Below are 23,728 nucleotides of genomic sequence, written 5' to 3'. Positions count from 1 at the left end.
TCGGCGCCGCTCGTTGTCTCTGCCCCCGCTTGTGGGTTAGCCCTTGGCTCACGAAAATTCCCATTTGGGGATCGCGAAAATGCTGCAAGGCGAAGACGCGGCGCTGCTGGTGCCGTTGATGGAGGGACTGGTGGAAGATCCGCCCTGGCGGCGCTTCCTCGATGCCCTGCGCACGCGCGTCGCTGCGGACTATGCCAGCCTGGTGTTCCGGCCCCTGCCGATGGGCACGCCAGAGGCGCGGGTGATCCATCTCTATTCCGGCCAGCCTTCGCCGCCGCCGATCTCGCAGCTCTATCGCGAGAGCCTCTATCTGCGCGATCCCATGCCGTATCATGCCATGCAGGAGGGGCGCACTTATGCGCTCGGTGAACTGCTGACGCTCGGCGATCCGCGCCATGACGCCTATCTCGACCAGCTGCTGGCGCCTTCGGGCATGAACCACATGCGGATGATCCGCTTCACCGAGCCCGGCGGGGTCAGCGGATGGATCACGATCACCCGGCGCGTGGGCGAGTTCGCGGCGGATGTCGACGGTTTGCTGGAAGACCTGTCGCCGTGCCTGCGGGCTGCGCTCGGCAGCTTCGTAGCGCTGGAGCGCGAGCGCATGGGCGCCGAAATCGAGCGCGAGGCGGTGCGGCGGATGAACTACGGCTGGGTGACGCTGGACGGCGAGGGCAAGGTGCTCGATGCCGACCGCCTCGGCGCGCAGATGTTGCAGGGGCCGGGCGGGCTCACCCGCTCTCGCGATGGCAGGCTGAGCGCGGCCGATCCGGGGCTGCGGCGGCAGTTGCGCGAGGCTATCGGTGAACTTGCCCGCGATCCCGAGGCCCGTCCGCGTGCGATGGTGCTTAGCCGAGAACCGTGGCTGGACCTGCTGCTTGTTCCGTCAGGCCGCCGCATGGGCACCACCCGCGCGGCGCCGGCGATCCTTTGCTACCTCCATGCCGACCACTGGTCCTCGGCCGATCGCTGCGGACAACTGGCGCAACTGTTCGACCTGACCGCCAGCGAGGCGCGGCTGGCGCTGGCGCTGAGCCGGGGGCTGTCCATCGCCGAGGCCGGGCCGGAAGTGGGGCTGACGGTGGAATCGGCGCGGACCTATTCGAAGCGGATCTACGCCAAGACCGGGGCGCGGGGGCAGGCGGATCTTGTGCGGTTCATCCATCGCAGTGTGTTGGCGATTGCGTGAGCCGGATCCTCCCCTGCAAGGGGAGGGGGGCCACCGCGAAGCGGTGGTGGAGGGGTGTAACGCTCTCGACGTGGCGCTCCTTCGAAAGCCTGACACCCCTCCGTCAGCCCTGCGGGCTGCCACCTCCCCTTGCAGGGGAGGATTTTACGCGATGGATACATTTCCCTCATTCCGCGCGAGCGATTTGAACATATGTTCAGCATTTTTCGTTGACTTTGCCTTCGGCCCCGGCCAGCCAATGAATACGAAAGCGGCAGCAAAGATGCCGCGTGAAAAGTGGAGAAGGCATGTCGGGCCAGCTTGCAGGTAAGGTCGCGCTCATTACCGGGGCGTCGTCGGGAATTGGTGAAGCGGCGGCGCTCTGCCTTGCCGAAGCGGGGGCGACCGTAGTGGTCTGCGCCCGCCGCGTGGAGCGCCTCGCCGGGCTGGTCGCGCAGATCGAGGCGGCCGGCGGCAAGGCGCTGGCGATCCCCGGCGACATGACCGTGGAAGACGATGCGCGCGGCGCGGTGGAGAAGACGGTCGATGCCTTCGGCCGGATCGACATTCTCATCAACTCGGCCGGGATCATGGAAGCGGGCGGTATCGAGAACTGCGACACCGCGATCTATCGCCGTGTGATCGACATCAACCTGATGGGCACTGTATACACCAGCGCCGCCGCCGTGCCGCATATGTTGGCGCAGGGCGTGGGTGACATCATCACCATCTCCTCGCTCGCGGGGCGCAAGGGCGGCCCGATGACGAGCGCCTATTCGGCCAGCAAGCACGCGGTCAACATGATGACCGACGGCATGCGCCAGGAACTGGGCGGAAAGAACATCCGCGTCACCACGCTGATGCCGGGCGCGACCGAGACCGAAGTGGCGGATTCGATTTCGGACCCGCAGTGGCGCACCGCGATCAAGGCGCATGTCACCAAGGAAGGCGCTGTGAAGCCGCGCGATATCGGCGAGGCTCTGGTCTTCATCCTGGCCATGCCGCGCCGCACCAATATCTCGGAAATTTCGATCCGTCCGACCATCGACACGAGTGCCTGACCAACCGGTGCCTGACCAAACCAGAGTCTGAGAGGGAGAGAGAACATGGCCGGAAGGCTTCAGGATAAAGTCTGTGTCATCACTGGCGCCGCGTCGGGCATGGGCAGGGCAATGGCCGAACTGTTCCACGCGGAAGGCGCGAAGCTCGTGCTGGCGGACATTTCGGGCAAGCAGGACGAAGTGGCCGCCGCGCTGGGCGGCAATGCCGTGGGTGTACAGTGCGATGTCTCGGACGAGGCGCAAGTGCAGGCGATGATTGCTACTGCGGAAGACCGCTTCGGACGGCTGGACGTGCTGTGCAACAATGCCGGTTTCGGCGGGCCGATGGCGCCGCTGCACACGCAGTCGCTGGAGACCTGGGACCGGGTCCACGCCACCAACTTGCGCGGCGCGTTCCTGGGCATGAAGTACGGGATCACCTCCATGCTGAAGACGGGCGGTGGGGCGATCGTCAACACCAGCTCGGCTTCGGCAGTGATCGGCTGGAAGCATCACGGCGTCTACGGCGCGGCCAAGGCGGGCGTGAACCAGCTGACCAAGGTCGCGGCGCTGGACTATTCGGACCAGGGCATCCGCGTGAACGCCATTGCCCCGGGCACGATGTGGACCGGCCTTGTCGAAGCCTCCCGCACCCATGCCGAGCCGCCTGCGGACTTCCCGGTGCTGGCGGGGGTTCCGATGGGCCGTTGGGGTCTGGCAAAGGATATCGCGCTGGCTGCGCTTTACCTTGCCAGCGACGAAGCGGCTTACGTGACGGGTGTGGTGCTGCCGGTGGACGGCGGCTACTGCGTCGGCTTTTCCGGCATGGGCGCTGAGCGCCCCGGCATTGCCAGCGCCAATCCCGGCTGAACGTCAATTCGGCGCTGAGCTTGCCCTCCGCTTGCGCGGGCGATTAAGCGCGGCGCCGACCCACCTTTTCACTCGGCCCGTCGGCCAAATTTCCCCCCAAGCGAAAAGGGCCTCTGGAGCGACGAATCCCCCCCGGTATTCGTCGCGGATCCGCAGAGGCGGAGCGGGTCGGCGCCACGTTCCGGCAGTGCCGGATGGCCGGTGGCCCGGCCAGACGACGACCCCCGCCGCGAACCGCCCCGGTCCGCGTATGCATCGTCGCCATCAAAACGCGAGTGGCTGGCCGAGCGCGGTGCCGGATGTCGGCTCCAGCGCTTCGGGCAGCACCCGGAACGAACGGTTCACAGTGCCCGTTCCGGATGCCCAAGCTTATGGCACTTTGCGCGCGCGGAAAGCGTGAGCAAGATCACGCCCCCAATTTCACGCAGATCGGGCCTGCGCCGCTGCCGTCAGGCGCGCTTCTCCACGGTTACGCCGCCGGTCATGATGGTCTCGGCCGCGCCGCTCAGCATGTCCATCGGGAAGACCTTGGGCACCGCGCTGGCTGCATCGAGCAGGGCGAGATGATCGTCGGAAAGCGTCACCTCCAGCGCGCCGAGGTTATCCTCCAGCTGCGCCGGCGTGCGTGCGCCCAGCACCGGTGAATCGACGTCGGGATGCGCCAGCAGCCATGCGAGCGCGACTTGCGCGGGCGTGCAGCCGATCTCCTTCGCCACATCGGCGGTGACTTGCGCGATGGCGAGGTTCTGTTCGGTGAGCCGCCCGGTCGCCACGTTGATCGCCTTGCGCGAACTCATCATCTCGCCGGCGGAAGCGGAGAGGTCGGCGCTGGTGTACTTGCCGGTCAGCACGCCGCCGCCCAGCGGCGACCACGGGCAGACACCGAAGCCCATCTCGCGGGCCATCGGGATCAGTTCGCGCTCGACCGTGCGCTCGATCAGGTTGTGCTGGATCTGAAGCGCGGAGAACTGCGTCCATCCGCGCACTTCGGCAATGGCCTGCATCCGGCTCGCCTGCCATGCCGGGGTGTCCGACAGTCCGGTGTAGAGCACTTTACCCGCGCTCACGAGGTCATCGAAGGCGCGCAGGATCTCGTCCACCGGCGTGCGGAAGTCCCACATGTGCAGGTAGAGCAGGTCGATCCAGTCGGTCTTCATCCGCTTTAGCGAGGCTTCGACCGAGCGCACCATGTTGCGCCGCGAATTGCCCGCCGCATTGGGATCGCCGGGGCTGGTGGTGATCGAATACTTGGTGGAGATCACCAGCCGTTCGCGCCGGTCGCCGACGATCTGGCCTAGCAGTCGCTCGGAACCGCCCATCTGGCCGTAGAAATCGGCGGTATCGACGAAGTTGCCGCCGCGCTCGACATAGATGTCGAGCATCCGCGCGGCTTCCTCGTCGGTGGAGCCCCATGCGCCCGGCCCCACGCCGAAAGTCATCGTGCCAAGACAGAGCGGCGAGACACGCAGCCCCGAGCGGCCGAGCAGGCGGTAGTGATCGAGCTGGGTGGGCAAATGTTGTCTCCTTTATCGGCCTTGTGCCGCGTGCTTCTGCTCCCGGCCACATCACCGACGCGCACCTGCGGCCAAGGGCAAGCGGGATTGCCTAAGCCATCAGATGTTTCCACCGGATGTGAAAATGCTCTAGCACGCGACCATGACCGTTCCGCAGCAGATCGCCGAAGTCGATCCTTTTCACGCCATGGCGATTGGCCGCCTTGCCTACGACCTTGCCGCCGAGGGCCGCGACGTCATTCACATGGAATATGGCCAGCCCTCGACCGGCGCGCCGGCCGCCGCGATAGCCGCCGCGCATGCGGTGCTGGACAGCGATCCGGGCGGCTACTGGGAAAGCACGGCGCTGCTCGAACGCATCGCACGCCATTACGAAGAGGCTTACGGCGTCGCGGTCGACCGCGAACAAGTGATCCTCACGTGCGGCGCGTCGCCGGCCTTCGTGCTGGCGCTCTCCAGCCTGTTCGTGCCCGGCGCGCGGGTGGCGCTGGCCCGGCCCGGCTACGTCGCCTATCGCAACACGCTGAAGACGCTCTACCTCGAACCGGTGGAGATGCCCTGCGGCCCGGCCGAGCGCTATCAGGTCACCGCCGCCGCGCTCGACGCGCTCGATCCGGTGCCGGACGGGCTTATCCTTGCCAGCCCCGCCAATCCCACCGGCACCGTGATCGCACCCGGGGAACTCGCCGCGATCGCCGAAGCCTGCCGCCGCAAGAACATCCGCGTGGTTTCGGACGAGATCTATCACGGCCTGACGTACGGCGATGCTGCGCAGTCGACACTGCAGCATCTGCCCGAGGCGGTGATCGTCAACAGCTTCTCGAAATACTATTCGATGGCGGGCTGGCGGCTCGGGTGGCTGGTCGTGCCGCCGGATCTGGTGGCCCCGGCGCGGGCGCGGATGAACAACCTGTTCCTGACGCCGTCGGTGCTCGCGCAGCACGCCGGCCTGATCGCCTTCGACGAGACGGAGGAGCTGGAAGGGCACCTGCACACGTACGCGCGCAACCGCGAACGCCTGCTGGCCGCGCTGCCGCGCCTTGGCCTCAGCGAGATCGCCCCGCCCGACGGGGCCTTCTACATCTATGCGGACATCGGCCACCTGACCAACGACAGCCTGGCGTTCTGCCGCCAGCTCCTGAACGACACCGGCGTTGCGACGGCGCCGGGGATCGACTTCGACCCCGTCGACGGCCACCGCTATTTCCGTATGAGCTTCGCGGTTTCGACGCCGCTTATCGAGCAGGCCATCGAACGCATGGCGGAGTGGTTCGCAGCGCGGCGCTGATCGCTCTCGGCCTCGCCATCACGTGCCCGAAGTGTTACCATCCGGGCCGGTAGGACGAGACATGGCCAGACCGCACATCGACGACGAACTCGACGAGATCCGCAACCCCAGCTCAACTGAGCAGCGTCGGGCGAGATCGGAAGTCGACCGCGAAATCCGTTCCGATATGAAATTCCTGCTGATCAGCCTTGCCGTGGTGCTGGGACTGGGCGGGCTCATTTTCTTCGCGTGAGTCCGCCACGCGACCTACGTTGGAGGCCGCTTGAATTTCGGATTTTTGCGGTGGAGCGGGTGAAGGGAATCGAACCCTCGTATTCAGCTTGGGAAGCTGCTGCTCTACCATTGAGCTACACCCGCACGCCGGCGCTTGGCCAGAGGCGAGCCATTGCCACGGCGACGGGCGGTCCGTCAATATGGCGTGCCGCATCAATTTGATCCTCAGGCTCGACACGGGGCCAAAGAAAAAGCCCGGCTCAAGGGATTGAGCCGGGCAAGGGTGGATTCCGATATGTGAGGGCGAGCGCCCGGGCCAGTCAGGGCGAGCGCCCGGGCCAGTCAGGGCGTCAGGGTCACCATGACCACGCCGTGGGGTTCGACTTGCGCCGAATACGAGCCCTTGAACGCGCCGAGATCGCGGTGGGCCCAAAGGTCCCGCAGCTTGAGCGACTGGTTGGCCGGATAGTCGAGTTGCGCCCAGTTCACCGTCAGCGAGACCGGCGTCTCTCCGCGATTGAACAACAGTGCGGCGCGGCGACCATCGGCGAGGGTGCGGACCCAGACTTCGCCGTTCCCGTCCTTCGCGACGCGGCGGCCCTGACGGCCTAGCTTGTCCTGATCGACCGCGATGACGTCCTTGTTGAGCAGGATCGAGGCGGTGTCGGCGCTCATGTTGGAGACGTCGTTGCCGGCGATCAGCGGCGAGGCCATCATCGCCCAGAGCGAGAAGTGGCTGCGGTATTCGGCCGTCGTCATACCGCCGTTGCCGACTTCCAGCATGTCGGGATCGTTCCAGTGCCCCGGCGCGGCGAAGGGCCAGAGCGGCTCGTTGAGGTCGACGATATCGAGCATGCCCAGCGCATAGCCGTGCTTGCCGGACCACTTGTCGGTAATGTCGCCCGTGGTGCGCCAGATATTGCCGATCTTCGAGGCCCAGAGCCACGGCTTGTTGGTGCCCCATTCGCAGAGCGAAAGCAGCACGTCACGGCCGCTGGCCTTCAAGGCGTCCGACATCAGCGCATAGGCTTCCTCGGCATTGCGGCTGCCGGTGCTGCACCAGTCGTACTTGAGGTAATCGACGCCCCACGAGGCGTAGGTGATCGCGTCCTGATACTCGTGGCCCTGGCTGCCCGGGCGGCCGCCGCAGGTCTTGGTGCCGGCGTCTGAATAGATGCCGAACTTCAGGCCCTTGGCATGGACATAGTCTGCCAGTGCTTTGATGCCCGAGGGGAAGGCCTTGGCATTGGCGGTGATGAAGCCCTTGGCGTCACGCTCGCCGTGCCAGCAATCGTCGATGACGAGATAGTTGTATCCCGCATCCCGCATGCCGGTGGAGACGATGGCGTCCGCCGTTTCGCGGATCGTCTTTTCCGAGATGTTGCAGGCGAACTTGTTCCAGCTGTTCCACCCCATCGGCGGCGTCTGCGCGAGGCCGTTGGCTATGCGCGCCGGGTCCTGCGAGGGGGGAAGGCGGTTCTGGTCCACTTCCTCCGCCAGCGCCGGACGGGTGAGCGCCAGAGGAGCAAGGCTCAGGGCGAGCGCGACGAATTTCGCGAAACGCGACATGGTGGGCGTTCTCTCTTCGCGCTTACTTGGGGCAGATCGCGCCGGTGGGATCGGCGTCGAGCTTGACCGTGGCGATCGACAGCGTGAGCCCGGCATCGCCTTGCAGCACGAAGGGACGGGCGATGGCGTTCATGTTGGCGCCCGCCGCCGCGAAGCACGAGAGCGAAACCTTGACGCTGGACCACTGGCCGGGCGCGGCGGTGAAGACCTTGCCGCCGACCACGAACGTGGTGCCCATGCCGAGCTTCGGCGCACTCGGGCCCTTGGCATCGATGCGATAATCGATGCGCAGGCTGAGCATGGCGTTGCTCTGGCGGCTGAGGTCCACTTGCGGGCCTTCGATGCGCACTTCGCCGGGGCCGGAGAAGGCAAGCTGGCGCGCGCCTTCCTGGGTGCCGCCGCCATCCACGTTCTTCATCGCCACGGCGCCGCCGGTCGCGAGCTTCCACGGCGGCAGGATGCGGCCGGGCAGGAAGTAGACCGAGACGTTCGACAGCGAGGCGTCGAGCCCGGCCACTTCGCTCAGCTGCGGGACCGTGGTGTGGTCCTTGTAAGTGAGGCCGTAGCCATAGGCGAACTGCGGGTCGTAGCCCGGTTGGCCGACATTGTTGGCGAACTGGCCCGCGTTCTTCGGCCACGAGTAGCTGAGCTTGCCGCGGAAGTCCTTGTTGGGCGTGCCGTCCTTCTTCGCGACGAGCACGTCGGCAATGCCGGCGCCTTCGGAGCCGGGCAGGAAGGCGGCGACGAATGCGTCGGACTGGTTGATCTCGGGATTCACCCAGAGCGCGCGGCCGGAGAGGAACACGGTGACCACCGGAATGCCCTGCGCCTTCAGTGCCTTGAGCTGTGCCAGGGCCTGCTTGTCGCCCGGCTGGAATTCGAGCGTGGAGATATCGCCCACCATTTCGGCATAGGGCGTCTCGCCGAACACGACGACGGCGACGTCGGGCTTGGGGCCGGTGACCTTGCCGTCCGCGCTGAGCGTGGCACTGCCGCCGGCTGCCTCGATCGCGGACTTCAGGCCGGCCCAGATCGTGGTGGCGCCGGGGAAGTCGGCATTGGTGTTGCCGGTGCCCTGCCACGAGAGCGTCCAGCCGCCCGATTGCAGGCCCACGTCATCGGCATGGGTGCCGGTGACGAGCACTTTCTGGCCCGGCTTGATCGGCAGCAGCGCGCCGTTGTTCTTGAGCAGCACCAGCGATTCCGAAACCGCCTGCCGCGCGACGGCGCGGTGCTCGGGAATGCCGAGCATCTGCTTCTGTTCATAGGGGCGCGCGGGATCGAACAGGTTCAGCTTGAACTTCACGCGCAGGATGCGGCGCACCGCGTCGTCCACGCGGGCCATCGGGATCGTGCCGTCCTGAACCTGCTTCAGGGTGTTGTTGAACAGGTCCTTCCAGTCACCCGGCACCATCGCCATGTCGAGACCGGCATTGAAGGTCTGCGGGCAATTGCCGTTGGTGCAGCCGGGGATCTGGCCATGCGCGTTCCAGTCGCCCACCACGAAGCCCTCGAAGCCGAGGCGGCCCTTCAGCACGTCGGTCAGCAGCGACTTGTTGCCGTGGTTCTTGACGCCGTTCCACGAGGAGAAGCTGGCCATGACCGTCATCGCGCCGGCATCGATGCCGCTGACATAGCCGGGCGAATGGATGGCGATCAGGTCCTTTTCGGGGATCTGCGCATCGCCCTGATCGATGCCGCCATGGGTCCCGCCATCGGCCAGGAAGTGCTTGATCGAAGCGGCGACATTGCCGTTCTGGATGCGGGCCTTGCCCGGCACGCCCTGAAGCCCGCGCACCATCGCGGCGGAATATTCGCGGGTGATCTCGGGGCGCTCCGAATAGCCTTCGTAGCTGCGGCCCCAGCGATCATCCTGCGGCACGGTGACAGTGGGACCGAAGGCCCAGTCGAAGCCCGAGGCGGCGCTTTCGGCGGCGGTCACTTCGCCGATCTTCTCCATCAGTGCCGGATCGCGCATGGCGCCGAGGCCGACGTTGTGCGGGAAGATGGTGGCGCCGAAGACGTTCGAATTGCCATGGACCGAATCCATGCCGAAGATCACCGGAATCGGCACGTGGCCGGGGCGCTTCTCGATCGAGACCTGACGGAAGGCTTCGGCCGTGGCGATCCAGTCGCCCACGGGGCCACGGTCATTGCCCGAGAGCGGCGGATCGTTGCCACCGCCGAGGATCGAGCCGACCGGATATTCGCGCAGTTCTTCCGGCTTCATCGAGGCGATGCTGGGCTGAATCATCTGCCCGACTTTCTCGCGCACCGACATTTCGGCCATCATCTTGGTGATCTTCGCCTCGGTCTCCGGATCGACGAGGCCCACGCTCTTGCCCTGCGGCCAGAGTTCGGGGTGCGCGGTGGCGGCAGCCGGCAGCGGCGCGTCCGCAAGCGCGGCGGCCATCGGTACGGCCGCGCAGGACAGGGCGAGAAGGGAGGAAAGCGTCAGTCGCATCTGGTCTTCCTAGAGCATTTTGAAGTCGGGTGGGATCACCGGGCGATTCCGAAAATGCGGCAAACAAAGGTTAAATGGGGCAGAGTCCGATTCAGTATGAACGGATCGTGCTCTAGACGGGCAGAGCCGCAGGCTGCGGCGAAACGGTGGCGGGGCAGGTGTCCGCAATGAAGTCTGCGTGAGGGCTGGCGAGCGCCACCGCGCGGCCGATGGCGTCGCGCATCTGTTCGAAGGATCCGGCCAATTCCTCGTTGGAAAACTGATCGGCCAGCGGGTCGTACCGTCGCGGCAAAATATCGAAACCGGCGAACATCGACAGCCAACTGGGCGCCTGGAACGAATCCCATTCGAAACGCGGCAGCTTGCCCGAACCCTGGAAGGTGCGGATGCGCTGCGCCAGCGTTTCCGGCAGGTCGAGCGCGCGGCATGCCTGCCACATCGGCTCGTTCCGTTGCCCGCCCCAATAGTGCAGCAAAAGGAAGTCGCGGATGCGGGCGTATTCGAGCGCGGTGATGCGGTTGAACTCGTCCGCCAGCGTGGGATCGAAATCGCCGTCCGGGAAATGCGCGAGCAGGCGTTCGATGCCGCTCTGGATCAGCACGATCGAGGTGGATTCCAGCGGCTCCAGGAAGCCCGCCGCAAGGCCGAGCGCGACGCAGTTCTTCTCCCACACCTTGGTGCGGTGCCCGGTGCGGAAGCGCAGCATGTTGGGCTCGGCCAGCGCCTCGCCCTCAAGGTTGGCGATCAGCGTGGCGGTCGCCTCGTCGTCGGAGATGTGGCGGCTGGAATAGACGTAGCCATTGCCGACGCGATGCTGCAGCGGAATGCGCCACTGCCAGCCCGCCGCAAGCGCGGTGCTGCGGGTATAGGGCGTCAGTTCGTCGCCATGTGTGCAGGGCATGGCTACCGCGCGGTCGCAGGGCAGCAGATGCGTCCAGTCCTCGTAAGGGACTTCGAGCGTCTGGCCCAGCAAGATGCTGCGGAAGCCCGAGCAGTCGATGAAAAGATCGGCTTCCAGCGTGCGTCCGTCGCTCAGCGAAACCGATGCAATGCGGCCGTTCTCGGTGTCCCGTTTGGCGCCGGAGATCGTGCCTTCGACATGGCGCACGCCCAGATCGTCCTGCGCGCGCTGCGACAGGAAGCGGGCGAAGAGGCCGGCGTCGAAATGGATCGCCCAGTCGAACACGCCAAGGTCGTTGGCGGGCTGTTCGGGCGGCAGCAGCATCAGGTTGCGCATCGCCGCCTGCGTCGGCAGGCAATAGGCGGAAAGCGGCGTCTCGTCGCCCGCCATGCGGCGCTTGAGCCAATACTGGTGGAATGGCACCGAGAAGGCGTCCACGCCGTAGCGGCCGAAGGGGTGGAAGAAGCTGGTGCCCGGCGCGCGCCAGTCGCGGAATTCGATGCCCAGCTTCACGGTGCCTTGCGACGCGCGCATGACTTCGGCCTCGGTCACGCCAATGGCCCTGAAGTAATCGCGGATCGCGGGAACGGTCGCCTCGCCCACGCCGACAGTGCGGATATCGGGGCTTTCGACCAAGGTGATTTCGATGGGAAGGCGGCGCAGCCGCGTCGCCAGCAGGTTGGCGGCCATCCATCCAGCGGTGCCGCCACCGACGATCAGGATGGAACGAATCGGTTCGTTTGCCATTGATTTTTCTCCCCGAGCGCTTGCTAGAGCATTTTCAAGTCAGGTGGGATCACCTGACGCCTCGGAAAATGCAGCAATCAAAGAATAAAATTAGGAGCATGATCCAATTCAGTATGAATGGAACATGCTCTGACCCAAGCGGCCTGAAAAGGGGATCCCCCCGCCCGGAGGAGGAGTGGGCGGGGGGAAGGGGGAGGAGCGGGTTAGAACTTGACGCGAACGCCAGCCGTGTAACGACGCTCGAAGATGTTGTTGTAGGCCTTCTCGTCGGTCCAGGTCAGGTAGTACTTCTCGTACTCGCCGGTCAGGTTCGAACCCTGCGCATAGAGGGTCACGTTCGGCGTGACGTCGTAGCTGACCGAAGCGTCGACGTAGTTGGTCGGCGCCTGGTAGAGTTCGAGGCCGGAGATACCGCCGAAGTCGGACTGCACCGCGCGCTTCGAGCGGTAGTTCCAGGCGACACGGGCCTGGAAGCGCGAGTCCTGGTAGAACACGGCGACGTTGGTCTGGATCTCCGAGTTGTCCTGGAACGGCACCTTGTTGCCGGCAAGATCCTTCTGGCCGGTGTCTGAAGGCGAATAGGTGAAGTTGGTATCGACGCCGAAGTTCCGCAGGAAGTTGGGCATGAACCCGAGATCCAGGAACGAAAGCTTGGCGCCGGCTTCGATGCCCTGAAGCGTGCCGCCCTCGCCCTGTACCGGAATGGTGATCGAGACCGTGCGATTGCGCACCACGCCGTCGTTGTCGGGCAGGTCGTTGCGGACAATGTTGCCGCTCTGGATGAAGCTCTCGACGTTGATGTGGAATGCGCCGAGGCTCAGCAGGCTGCCGCGCCCGATGTAGTATTCAAGCGAGGTTTCGACGTTGGTCGCGCGCCAGGGGTCGAGCAGCGGGTTGCCGCTCTGGTTGCCGCCGGTCACGCGGAACACCGGAGTGCCGGGGATGCTGGTGTCGATCGCGTAGCCCGGCGTCAGACCGCCGCCCCACTGGTTGAGATCGAGCAGCGTCATCGTGCGCGAGAAGGCAAAGCGCAGCTTGAGGTTCTGCTGGAGATCGAAGGCGACGTTGAAGGCCGGCAGGATGTCGGTGAAGTCGCGCTTGGTCTCGATCGCGGCGCCCACTGCGTTGGCCATGCCGTAAGGCTGCGGACCGGCGCTGCCGTACTGGGTGATGTCCAGCTTGGTGTTGATGACCTTGACGCCGCCGTTGCCGCTGAACGGCAGGCCGAACAGATCGCCGTGGAAGTCCATCTGGAAGTAGCCCGAGATCTGCTTGACGCCGACCGAGTACGACGCGCCGGGGTTCATGACCTCGACATTGCCCGGATAGAAGCCGTTCTGGAAGGCCAGCGCGTTGTCCATGGCCTTGGGATCGAGGACGTACATGCTGGGCACGCCGGCGACACCGGGGTTGAACAGCTTGACGTTGCCGACCAGCGTCGGGTCGCTGGCGGGGCGGGTCAGGCCGGCGGTGAAGTAACCGGAGGCATCGCCCGCGCTGCACGACTTGTCGCTCATCGGCACGTCGAACGCCTTCCACTTGACGAGGCAGCCGTTCGGATCGCTGGCGCCATTGCCGGCGTAGAGCGGTGCCGCGCGGTCGAATTCGTAGTCGGAGACCGAACGCTCCGAATAGCGCGCGCCGAAGCTCAGCGTGAGTTCGGGCGAGGCTTCGTACGAGCCATCGGCGCGGACGACCTTGAGGTCGCCGTTGCGGCGGTAGTTGCCCTCGGACGACATGGTCTTGAGCGCATAGTTATCGATGTCGCCCAGTTCGCTCACCAGCGATGAAGGCAGGCTGATGTTCGGCTTGTTGCCGGTGTAGTCCACCGTGGCGGGCAGCGAGTTGAGCCCGGCGATCGTGTTGACCGTGTAGCCGTTCGGGTTGAACGCGCGGTCGCCGCCCAGCGAGGCCGGGTAGTGGCCGATGCCGCCCGGCTGCCACTGCAGGCCGTTGGACATGCTGAACTGCAGGTAGCTCTGGTCGTAGTACTGGTGCGCCTTGCCATAGACGCCGCGCAGGGTGGCCTTGAACGGGCCGCCGTTGTCGAACTTCAGCTCAAGGTTGTAGTTCTGCGACTGCGACTGGAAGCGATCGTTCTGGGAATAGGAATCGAAGTTACCCAGATCGTAGTTGTAAATCTGCGTGGTGTTGATGTTGTAGGTGTGGCCGTCATTGCCCACCACGGTCGCACCGGTATCGCGCGACTGGCCGGGGACGAACTCTGCCGCCTGCCAGTTGACGTTCTGCATCTGGAAGCCGGCGATGCGGTCGTGCTCGTCCTGCTTGGTGAAGAAGCCGTCGCCAGTCAGCGTCAGGGCGTCGTTGACCATCCACTGGAACGAACCGTTGATGCCCAGGCGCTGGCGCTCGTTGATCTTGTTCCAGCCGGTGAAGCCCTGCGGAACGATGAAGGCATCGGTGGCGGTGCCGTTGTCATTGACGTCCACGCCGCCGGCCACGGGCGTACCGCGCGGGCGGAACGGGGGCGAGAAACCGCCGTTGGAGGTGACGTCGGCAGTGCCTTCGTTATGAAGCGCGGCGCCGTAGCCTTCCTGAATGCCGTTGTGCGAGTTGAACAGGCGCACGTCCGAATAGGCTGCCGACAGCATCACGCCGAAGCGGTCGTTGTGCCAGGAGATCAGGCCGTTGAAGTTCGGGTCGAACTTGTGCTTGGTCTTGTCGCCGTACGAACCTTCGGCGGCGGCTGCGAACGTGAAGCCTTCCTTGAGGTCGAACGGACGGCGCGTGCGCAAGTTGACGGTGCCGGTGATACCCGAGTTCAGCAGGCTCGCGGTGGTCGACTTGATGACGTCGGCGCCGGCGAAGAGCTGCGAGGGGATATCGTCGAAGTTCGGCTGCGTCGTGGTGATCGACTGCGCGCCGAGATAAGTCTCGCCGTTGAGCAGCGTGGTCACCTGCGGCAGGCCGCGGATGTTGATCGTCGAGCCTTCGCCGGCGCTGCGCAGGATCTGCACGCCGGGGATGCGCTGGAGCGAGTCGGAGATGGTGACGTCGGGCAGCTTGCCGATGTCCTGCGCGGAGATCGAATCGACCACCGAGGTGGCATCGCGCTTCAGGGCGACGGAACGCTCCTGCGAGCCGCGGATACCGGTGATGACGATCTCGTCACCGCCGCCGTTGGGCGTGCTGGCCGAGGCGGCCTGAGGGGCGCCGGACGTGGTATCGGCAACGGCAAGACGGGTGGCTGCGCCGGTGATGACGGGCGCTGCTTCCTGCGCGAATGCGGTGTGTGCCGCACCCAGTGCAACGATGGACGTGGCTGTCAGCAGAACGCCACGATTCAGAAAACCAGGCTGAATCATACCCCCAAAACTCCTCTCCTCACACGCGCAGTCGGCGTGGTTCCCATTCTTCGGAAAAGGGCCGGTCGATTGTTTCGTACCGCGTCCGCTTTTCCCACGAGGGTTCTTGTGACTCGTGTTGATTTAAACATCAGCCCAAACCCTCAAATGCGTCAACTTAAATTTTTTCTTTTTTGTTAGTTTGCGTGACAGAGTGGTTGTAATCACACACCATGAAAAAAGAGGATCGCACCCGAAAGACCGCGAAGCAGGCCGGAAAACAGGCCGCTCCGGTTGCTGCTGAAACCACTGCGGAAGGCGGCATCGCCGACGCGGCGTCCGGAGAAGGTGCCAGGCCTCAACCGGGGCGGCGGCTGGCCGTCTCGCTGTCCGGCACCAATCTGGCGCGGGCGAGCGACTACAACCAGCGCATCGTGCTCCAGGCGGTCCGCCTCGCGGGGGAGACCACGCGTATCGCGCTCGCCAACCAGACCGGGCTGACCCCGCCGACCATCGCCAACATCACCACGCGGCTGGAGGACATGGGCCTTGTCGCGCAAGTGGGGCGCAAGCACGGGGGGCGCGGTCAACCGGCGCTGCGGCTGGCGATCAATCCCGACGGCGCCTTCGCGATCGGCCTCAATGTCGACCGCGACCATATCACGCTGGTCACGCTCGACCTGGCCGGGGAAGTGCGCAGCCGGATCACGCGCGAGGTGCGCTTCGCGATGCCGGCCGACGTGGTGACGATCATCGCCGCCGAACTCGACGGACTGCTGGCGGACGGCGGCGTGGACCGGGACCGCATTCTCGGCGTCGGGGTGGCACGTCCCGACGACCTTGGCGGCATTGCCCTGCCGCACAAACCGGCCGGCTACGAGAGCTGGAGCAAGGTCGATTTCTGCGATCTTTTGAAGGACGTGCTGCCCTGGCCGATCCATGTCGACAACGACGCGGCGGCGGCCGCGCTGGGCGAGGCGCAGGGCGTTGGCGGGCAGGACCGGCCAAGCTTCTTCTACCTGCTGATCAGCGCGGGTCTTGGCGGCGGCCCGGTGATCGACGGCAGCTATTATCGCGGCGCACGCCTGCGCAGCGGTGAGATCGGCCTCTTGCCCGATCCCGGCAGCGCGGAGCCGGGCGCGCTGGTGCAGGACACTGTCTCGCTCTCCGCCATCGAGGAGCGTCTGGAACTGGCCGGGCGCAAGCTGGAGCGGCTGGAAGACCTCCTCGCGCTCGATCCGGTGATGGCGACCACCATCGACCAGTGGATCGCCGATGCCACGCGCGCGCTGACGGTGCCGTTGGTGGCGGTTTCGTGCCTGCTCGATCCCGATGCCATTCTGATCGGCGGGCGCCTGCCGCTGCCTCTGATCCAGCGCCTTTCCGCGCGGATCGAGGCGGCGTTGGGGCAAGTGCCGATGCCCAACCGGGTACCGGTCCAGCCCGCACAGATGGCGAGCGATGCCCCGGCCATCGGCGCGGCAATCCTGCCGCTGCTCGACCAGCTGCTGCCTTCCGATACGATCCTCATGCAGGCGGGGCGCACGCTCGAAATCTAAAAAAAAGAATTTGTCTTAATCAATCGACCTGCCATTATACGATCCTGGTAAGATCAGGCGCCGCGCCCCCTTGGGGGAAGCGCGGACGCGACTGGAGAGGGTCTATGCAACGCATGGCGCACATCGCGCGGGCAGCACTGTGACGCTGCGAATTGGCATCGATTTCGGCGGCACCAAGATCGAGGCGGCCGCTCTGGACGAGCAGGGGCAGGTGGTTCACCGCCTGCGCACCGAAACGCCTGCGCATTACGAACAGGCGTTGACCACGCTGCGCGACCTTGTCGCTTCGGTGGAAGGCCAACTCGGCCGCCGGGCCTGCGTCGGCATCGGCGCGCCGGGTTCGGAAGTGCAGGCGACCGGGCTGATGCGCAACGCCAACTCGGTCTACCTCAACGGCAGACCTTTCCGCGCGGACCTGAGGCAGGCGCTCGGCCGCGAAGTGCGGCTTGCCAATGACGCCAATTGCTTCGCCCTGTCCGAGGCGATCGACGGTGCCGCCGCCGGCAAGGCTTCAGTCTTCGGGCTGATTATCGGCACCGGGTGCGGCGGCGGACTGGTGATCGACCGCCGCGTCGTCAATGGCGCGCACGGGCTGGCGGGCGAAGTGGGCCACATGCCCTTGCCCAATCCGGAACCGGACGAATTGCCCACGCCGCAATGCTGGTGCGGCCTGCGCGGCTGCTTCGAATCTTGGGTTTCGGGCACCGGCTTCCGGCGCGCTTTCGTGGCGGAGACCGGGCGCGATCTCGATTCGCCGGCCATCGTGCAGGCGGCGCTGGCGGGCGACGAAGCGGCCGTGACCGCGCTCGAACGCTACCGCGACCGTCTGGCGCGCGGGCTGGCCGTGGTTGCGAACCTGTTCGATCCCGATGCCATCGTGCTGGGCGGCGGCATGTCGAACGTCGCGCCGATCTATGAAGGGCTGGGCGAGGCTATCCGGGCGCTCAGCTTCTCGGGCGCATGGTCCGGAGACGTGGTGCAGGCCCGCTGGGGTGACAGCTCCGGCGTGCGCGGCGCAGCGCTGCTCTGGGATGTCGGGGAAGCGGCTGCGGCCGAAGTTTGAGGATTTTCGCGCAAAGGCGCGAAGGCGCAAAGAGATCGTGAGGCGCCGCAGGCATCCCTTTCCATCTGACGTGGCGTTTCGGGCCCGGTCAGATGGAAGGATGCGGCTTTGCCGCTAAAACGACCTCTTCGCGCCTTTGCGCCTTTGCGCGAATCCCAATAATTGACAAACGCCCCTAGCCTGGCGGCGCGCCGAGACTGTCAGGGCGCAGCGCGCAAGGCGCAGGTCCGGGCGGCCAGCCCCTCCACTTGTCGTGCCCCACTGGCGGCCAGTTCAAGACTGGTCCCGCGCGGCCCGAAACGCGGCCAGTCCGGCAGCCCGGCGCCGTTCGGATCACCGGTTCGCGCGAAGTTCACCCAATAGGCTGCAAGCGGTGCGGCGGCGTCCGATGCGGCGCCGTCCTCGCCCAGCACGAAGCGGATTTCCGAACCGTGAGTCACCGGCTTGCCGCCGGGGCCATCGATATCGAACTGATAGTGCCAGGTCGCCGCGCCTGCCCGCGTGCGCTCGGCCGCGACATGGAGTGCGGGGCAGCGGAATGTCAGGTCGTTGGCAAGCTGCAGGGCAAGGTCGGCAGGCGGCGTGCCTCCGGGCGCAAGGCCGTAAGCTGTCAGTGCGGCCTTGGCATTGCTGCCGAAGCCCTGCGCGATGGCGCGTTCGGGCGCGCCGTAGAGGCCCAGTTCGTGGAAGTTGTTGCCAAGGATCAGTGGCACGTCCCTGCCGACGCCGCGTGCCAGCGAGGCGGCCGGGGTTTCGGCCAGCACCACCCCGTCGACCACGGCCTGAAGCCAGATGAAGCTGTCATCGTCGAGGTTCGGGACATCGGCATGCTCGCTGGCTTCGACCAGCGCCTTGCCCGGCAGCGCGCGCAGCTGCGCGGCGCTGGCATGGGGCGGGGCACCGGCGGCCGTGGCGATGATCTCGCCCAGCGCCTCGTTGTCCGCCAGCGAGCGCGGGGGAAGGCCGAAGCCGGGCGTGCCGCTCTCCTCGATCGCCTTGCGGAACAGGCCTCTGCCGCCCGGAGACAGCAATTGCAGGCCCACGTCCTGCGCGCCGGCGGATTCGCCGAAGATCGTGACATTGGCAGGATCGCCGCCGAAGCGCGCCACATTGGCCTGGACCCAGCGCAGCGCCGCCTGCTGGTCCATCAGCCCGTAATTGCCTGAATGCGCGCCAAGTGCCGGATGCGACAGGAAGCCCAGCGCCGAAAGGCGATATTGCGCGCTCACCAGCACCACGCCGCGCGCGACGATCGGCGAATCTCCGGGGCCGAGGCCCCCTCCGGCGCGGTTGCCGCCGCCGTGGATCCACACCATCACCGGCAGCGGCTTGGCCGGATGCAGCGCGGGCGTGGCGACATCGAGATAGAGGCAGTCTTCCGACTGGTTCGCCGCCGCCTCGCGGTTCCAGCCATAGTCGATCTGGAGGCAGGCGGGCGCGGATCTGACGGTCTCGCGGATGCCCGGCCAGGTCTTCACCGGCTGCGGCGCGCGCCAGCGCAAGTCGCCCACCGGCGGCGCCGCAAAAGGGATGCCTCGGAACACCGCGCGGCCGTCCGCGCCGGTCTCGCCCCGGATCGTCCCGGTATCGACAGTGACGACCGGAGGCGCACCGGCTGCGGGCGCCGAAGACGCCAACAGCAGCGCCGCGAGGGCAGCGCTCACGGGATCAGCGCGGCGGGAATCGGCCGGGCCGCGGGCTTCGCCAGCGCCGCCTTGAATGCCGCTTCGGCCACCTTGTTCATCACCTCATAGCCGGCGACGGTGGGGTGCACATGGTCAGACGTCAGCCCATCGCGCGCGCCGAGGCCGGAGCCCTTCATCGCCGTCCAGTAATCGGCATAGACCGAGCCGGTCTTGGCGGCATAGCTCTTGAGCCAGGTGTTGAGCCGGACGATGCGCATGCCGGTATCCAGACCCGGACGCCACGGGAACTGGTCCGCCGGCGGGATCGAGGCGAGGATCACGCGGATGCCGTGTGCCTGCGCCAGTTCCACCATCGAGCGGTAATTGCCCTGGATCTGGTCGTCCGTCATCGGGCCGGTGTTGCTGGCGATGTCGTTGGTGCCCGCCATGATCTGGACGACATCGGGCTTGAGGTCGATCACGTCCTGCCGGAAGCGCAGCAGCATCTGCGAGGTCGTCTGCCCGCCGATGCCGCGCCCGATCCGGCCCGGCGTGAAGAAGGCGCGGTCAAGATCGTACCAGCCCTGCGTGATCGAATCGCCCATCAGCACGATGCGCGGACGCGGCGCCTTGGCGGCGTCCACGGCATTGGCGTCGCGGTAGCGCGCGGTCCACGCCCAGTCGGTATGGAGCCGCGCTTCCGCGTCCTGCGCGGCGGCATTGACGGCGGCAGGGGCCGTGGTGGCCGGCTGCGCCATGGCCGAAGCCGGCAGCAGGATCGCGGAAAGGGCAAGGCAGGCAAGATTACGCTTCAAGATCAATTCCTCACGGCAATGGTCTGGGCCGCGACGTTCCAGCCGCGCAGCTTGACCGACGGTGAACCACCCGCGAGCGCGCTCGGCGCGGTGACCGTCACGGTGCGGGTCTCACCCGGCAGCAGCGAGACATAGTTGTCCGAGAAGTAGGCGGGAAGCACTTGCTTGCCCTTGGCATCGAACAGCGTGAGCTTGGTCTGGATCGCGGCGGTCTTGCCGGGATTGGTCAGGGTGACTTCGATCCTGGTATCGCTGCCTTCGGTGCTGACCTTGGCCGCGCCGGTCAGCGGCACTTGCGCCATGGCGCTCAGCCCCTGAAGCGCCTCGTCGCTGGCGGCCTGCCAGTAGAAGTTGTCCGAAAGCCGCGCGCCCGCGCTGTCCAGCGCTTCCAGACGCACCAGCACCGGACCCGAGGCCATCAGCGGCGCAAGCTCGAGCGTGAAGGCATCGTTCACCTTGCCGGCCACCGCGTCCACCTTGGCATCGCGGGTGGCAAGCGTGCGCCCGTCGAGCGCCTGCACTGTCGCCCGCACCGTCACGCCGGGCAGCGCCGCCATGCGGTTGTTGACGAGGATGACCTTGTGATCGGGCAGGTTCATCTGCACGTGGACCGGCTCGGAGGCCTTCTTCATGCCGTAGAACGCACCGTGGGTGTCATAGTCGGACGAGAACACCTGCCAGGCCGAGCTGGGCCATGCCGGCTGCGTCATCCACAGCATGCGGCCCGAATTCTCGGTCCAGAGCCCCGCGTTCATGCCTTCGAAGATCGCGCGGTAGCTTTCGTATTCCAGCATCTGCGCCTTGCGTTCGAAATCGGGCAGGCTGGTGGGCTTGCCGAATTCGCGGTCCATGGCATCGGTGAAGCTCTTCACCGCGCCGTTCCCGCTCTGGTGCCAGTCGTGATAGGCCCAGGTGTCGCTGACCGGCCAACGCTCGCTGGCCGGGATCACGCGCTCCCACGATTCCAGCGTCGGGAACGAGGGGGTGCCGACCTCTACCGCAAAGCCCTTCGAATATTCGGTGAAGTACTTCTCCGGCTCACGCCAGTTGTAGGGCCCGGAATCGTGCAGGTTGATGCGGTTGGAAGAGGGCATGTAGAGCCGCGTGCCGTCCTGCGTGCGCAGCAGGTTTTCCAGCCCTTCGTTGAGGATCGGCTGAGGCACGCCTTCGTTGCGGCCGAACCACACCACGATCGAGGGATGGTTGCGGAAGCGGGCAACGACGTCCTTCGCATTGTCGAGGAACAGCGTCGGGTCCTGTGACTCGATGTTGTAGTCCTGTGTCGATTCCCAGAAATCGCTCATGACCATCAGGCCATATTCGTCGGCAAGGTCGAAGAAGCTCGCCTGCGTGTTCTGGCCCATCCAGTTGCGGATGATATTGACGTGGGCGTCCTGGTGCAGCTTGAAGAACGGCTCCAGATGCGCGCGATCCACGCGCTTCATGAAGTCGTCCATGCCCACTGAGCCACCGCGCGCGGCGATGCGCACGCCATTGACGCGGATCACGAGGAAGGGCGAAAGCCCCTGATCCCCGGCAATCGGGGTGACGGCGGGCGACTTTTCGGCACCTGGCGCGAAGGAATAGGCCCAGCCGCCCGGCACTTGCCGGATCGCGTCATGGCGCTGGTCGACGATCCGCTGGCCAAGGCTGCGCGCCTTTTCCATGTCCAGCGCAACGCGGTCGAGATGGCCGCTCTGGTCGACCAGCGAGATTTCGTAGGTCACCTGACGCATGCCGAAGCGCACGTCCTTGCTGTCCGACTGCTGGCCGTCGATCGCGGTCGAAATGTGGGCGGTGTGCAGGGCCGGGTCGCCATAGCCATTGGGCCACCACAGCTTCGGGTTGTTCACGGCCAGCGCGGCATCGGTCTCGGGCGAGAAGCGCACGTCCACCGACTGGCGCGCGGGCACGGTCACGCTGCGCTCCACGGCCACGTCATCGAACGCGGCGCGCACGGTGGCGGTGACGGCGCGGTCCGAAAGGTTGGCGACCGGCACGGTGATCTCGATATTGGCGACGCTGTTGTCCGCCTTGGGCAGCGTGGTGACGACTTGCGGGTCGCCGATGCGCGCGTCTCCGGTGGCGAGGAGCTGGACGTCCTGCCAGAGCCCGGTCTGGCGATCGCGGATGGTCGGGATCCAGTCCCAGCCTTCCGCCGCGCCGAACGTCGGCCCGTCGAGCATCATCATGCCGCCATTTTCGCCGACGCCGGACGTCAGCGATTCCTCATGGGCAATGCCGGGGCGTGGCGGCGGCGAGACGCGCACGGCAATGGCGTTGCGGCCGGGCTTCAGCAGCGGCGAAACGTCGAACTTGCCGCGCACGAAAGCGCCCTTGGTCGTGCCGACTTCGGTGCCGTTGACCCAGATCTGCGAGGCGTAGTTGACGCCGTTCAGCAGGAGTTCGAGGTGGCGGCCCGAGGCCCCGGCGGGCAGGTCGAACTCGGTGCGGTACCAGTAGTCCTGATGCGCCAGCTTCTCGGGGATGGCGAGGTTGTTGAGGCCGTGCGCCGGATCGGGATAGACGCCGCGATCGACCAGCGTGGTCAGCACTGTGCCGGGGACGGTGGCGGCATACCACCGGGCATCGCCGAAGCCCGGGCGCGAGATCGTGGCGGCATCGCCGTTCACCTCGGGCGCGGCGGCGAGCGTCCACTTCTGGAGCGTCCACTTGCCCGCGCCGTTTTCGGCGAGCGGAGTGACTTGCGGCACCGGCTTGGCGACCGGCTTATCCGGCGCGGCGCCGCGCGGCAGTGTCGAGACCGGCTGCGGGGTGACCTGCCCCTGCATCTGGCGCACTTGCAGCGGCCAGCGCGGGCTGGATTCCGCGAACTGCATCAGCGCGGGATTGGGCGGCGTTGCGGCGGCATGGCGCAAGTCGCCGGGCGAGGTCGCGCCCAGATCGAGGCGCAGACCGGCGAGGTGGGCGGCCGGGGCCGGTGCGGCGCCGACCAGCAGGCGCGCGGGCTGGGTAGAGAGGGACTGCGCGAGCGTGGCGGCGGGTTTCCCGTCGACCGAAAGCGTCAGGCCCTTGGCCGTGTTGACCAGCGCGAAGTGATGCCACTGGCCGCCGCGCAGGGCTGCGCCGCTTGCGGTCTGGCCGTTCGCGTTCAGTACCGGCGTGCCGCCGGTCACCGCGATCGAGGCCAGCGCGGTATTGCTGTCCTTGCCGGCAAGGGTCGCCAGCGTGCCGCCTTCATTGCTGTCCAGCGAGGCCCAGAAAGAGAGGGTCCAGTCGCCGGCGGGCATGGTGATGTCTTGCGACCAGACCGGGGAGGCGGGGATCACGGCGAGATCGAAAGGTCCTGCGACTTGTGCAGTTGCCGCCTGCGATGTCGCGATGACCGCCATTGCGCAGGCGGTCATCCATGCCGTGCGCGCGCGCAGTTTCGCCCCGTTGCTCATCCTCATCCCTTTCACGTGTCGCTTGCCCGGTCTTCGGGCTTCGGCCGCACCAAACACGTAGCCGAGGCAAAAGCCAAATGTTTTTATATAATCGGCTGCGGAGAATGGGGGATTGGTTGGTTCGGGGGATGTTTGCCGATAGCCCTCGGCCCCGCTCGTCCTGAGCTTGTCGAAGGACCA

Annotated in this window: 15 protein-coding genes and 1 tRNA gene; 7 read left to right on the top strand and 9 right to left on the bottom strand. The window is 66.2% G+C overall.

What is annotated here, in order from left to right; all coding sequences use genetic code 11:
- The first annotated feature begins 79 nt into the window (after positions 1-79).
- From AC1VVK_RS08415 to AC1VVK_RS08405, 3 genes are all read left to right on the top strand, one after another.
- Complete coding sequence (locus AC1VVK_RS08415) at positions 80-1,189, top strand: helix-turn-helix transcriptional regulator (RefSeq protein WP_132389970.1); 1,110 nt, start codon at positions 80-82, stop codon at positions 1,187-1,189.
- Between the two features lie 287 nt (positions 1,190-1,476).
- The gene (locus tag AC1VVK_RS08410; protein ID WP_132389972.1) at positions 1,477-2,229 is read left to right on the top strand and encodes an SDR family oxidoreductase; all 753 of its coding nucleotides are present in this window, start codon (positions 1,477-1,479) and stop codon (positions 2,227-2,229) included.
- A 45-nt stretch (positions 2,230-2,274) separates the two neighbouring features.
- Entirely contained in the window at positions 2,275-3,078 is an 804-nt protein-coding gene (locus tag AC1VVK_RS08405) for an SDR family NAD(P)-dependent oxidoreductase (protein WP_482902642.1), read from the top strand.
- Between the two features lie 449 nt (positions 3,079-3,527).
- Here the strand turns inward: AC1VVK_RS08405 and AC1VVK_RS08400 are convergent, their stop codons facing one another.
- The gene (locus AC1VVK_RS08400) at positions 3,528-4,592 is read right to left on the bottom strand and encodes an aldo/keto reductase (RefSeq protein WP_482902641.1); all 1,065 of its coding nucleotides are present in this window, start codon (positions 4,590-4,592) and stop codon (positions 3,528-3,530) included.
- A 142-nt stretch (positions 4,593-4,734) separates the two neighbouring features.
- Between AC1VVK_RS08400 and AC1VVK_RS08395 the strand changes: the two genes are divergently transcribed.
- A complete protein-coding gene (locus AC1VVK_RS08395; RefSeq protein ID WP_482902640.1) occupies positions 4,735-5,880 on the top strand; it encodes an aminotransferase class I/II-fold pyridoxal phosphate-dependent enzyme in 1,146 nt (381 codons plus the stop codon).
- 61 nt (positions 5,881-5,941) lie between these two features.
- On the top strand, positions 5,942-6,112 hold the full coding sequence (locus tag AC1VVK_RS08390) for a hypothetical protein (protein WP_482902639.1): 171 nt from the start codon (positions 5,942-5,944) through the stop codon (positions 6,110-6,112).
- Between the two features lie 51 nt (positions 6,113-6,163).
- Here the strand turns inward: AC1VVK_RS08390 and AC1VVK_RS08385 are convergent.
- The 5 genes from AC1VVK_RS08385 to AC1VVK_RS08365 form a co-directional block, all read right to left on the bottom strand.
- Positions 6,164-6,237: transfer RNA gene (locus tag AC1VVK_RS08385), tRNA-Gly, on the bottom strand.
- Positions 6,238-6,435: 198 nt separating this feature from the next.
- A complete protein-coding gene (locus AC1VVK_RS08380; protein WP_482902638.1) occupies positions 6,436-7,662 on the bottom strand; it encodes a glycoside hydrolase family 27 protein in 1,227 nt (408 codons plus the stop codon).
- 22 nt (positions 7,663-7,684) lie between these two features.
- Positions 7,685-10,126 carry a glycoside hydrolase family 3 protein gene (locus tag AC1VVK_RS08375; RefSeq protein ID WP_482902637.1) on the bottom strand — a complete coding sequence of 814 codons (2,442 nt, stop codon included), beginning with the start codon at positions 10,124-10,126 and terminating at the stop codon, positions 7,685-7,687.
- Between the two features lie 112 nt (positions 10,127-10,238).
- Positions 10,239-11,774 (bottom strand): tryptophan halogenase family protein, encoded by a 1,536-nt coding sequence (locus AC1VVK_RS08370; protein ID WP_482902636.1) that lies wholly within the window; start codon positions 11,772-11,774, stop codon positions 10,239-10,241.
- A 203-nt stretch (positions 11,775-11,977) separates the two neighbouring features.
- Entirely contained in the window at positions 11,978-15,100 is a 3,123-nt protein-coding gene (locus AC1VVK_RS08365; RefSeq protein ID WP_482902635.1) for a TonB-dependent receptor, read from the bottom strand.
- Between the two features lie 212 nt (positions 15,101-15,312).
- Here AC1VVK_RS08365 and AC1VVK_RS08360 point away from each other — a divergent pair, with 212 nt between their 5' ends.
- Together AC1VVK_RS08360 and AC1VVK_RS08355 are read left to right on the top strand one after the other, a co-directional pair.
- Positions 15,313-16,638, top strand: a complete 1,326-nt coding sequence (locus tag AC1VVK_RS08360) for an ROK family transcriptional regulator (RefSeq protein ID WP_482902634.1) — start codon at positions 15,313-15,315, stop codon at positions 16,636-16,638.
- Positions 16,639-16,777: 139 nt separating this feature from the next.
- Entirely contained in the window at positions 16,778-17,701 is a 924-nt protein-coding gene (locus tag AC1VVK_RS08355) for an ROK family protein (protein WP_482902633.1), read from the top strand.
- A gap of 200 nt (positions 17,702-17,901) precedes the next feature.
- On the opposite strand, the gene AC1VVK_RS08350 is transcribed toward AC1VVK_RS08355, so the two are convergent.
- From AC1VVK_RS08350 to AC1VVK_RS08340, 3 genes are read right to left on the bottom strand one after another with little or no spacing between them, the layout of a single operon-like run.
- Entirely contained in the window at positions 17,902-19,365 is a 1,464-nt protein-coding gene (locus AC1VVK_RS08350; RefSeq protein WP_482902632.1) for a carboxylesterase/lipase family protein, read from the bottom strand.
- Complete coding sequence (locus tag AC1VVK_RS08345; protein ID WP_482902631.1) at positions 19,362-20,141, bottom strand: GDSL-type esterase/lipase family protein; 780 nt, start codon at positions 20,139-20,141, stop codon at positions 19,362-19,364. The genes AC1VVK_RS08350 and AC1VVK_RS08345 overlap by 4 nt, the downstream gene beginning before the upstream one ends.
- Positions 20,142-20,143: 2 nt before the next feature.
- Positions 20,144-23,548: a glycosyl hydrolase 2 galactose-binding domain-containing protein gene (locus AC1VVK_RS08340; protein ID WP_482902630.1), complete on the bottom strand. Its 3,405-nt coding sequence runs from the start codon at positions 23,546-23,548 to the stop codon at positions 20,144-20,146.
- Between the last annotated feature and the right edge of the window lie 180 nt (positions 23,549-23,728).

The organism is Novosphingobium sp. BL-S-32 (genome assembly GCF_056857055.1).
This window is presented reverse-complemented; position numbering and strand designations above follow the sequence as displayed.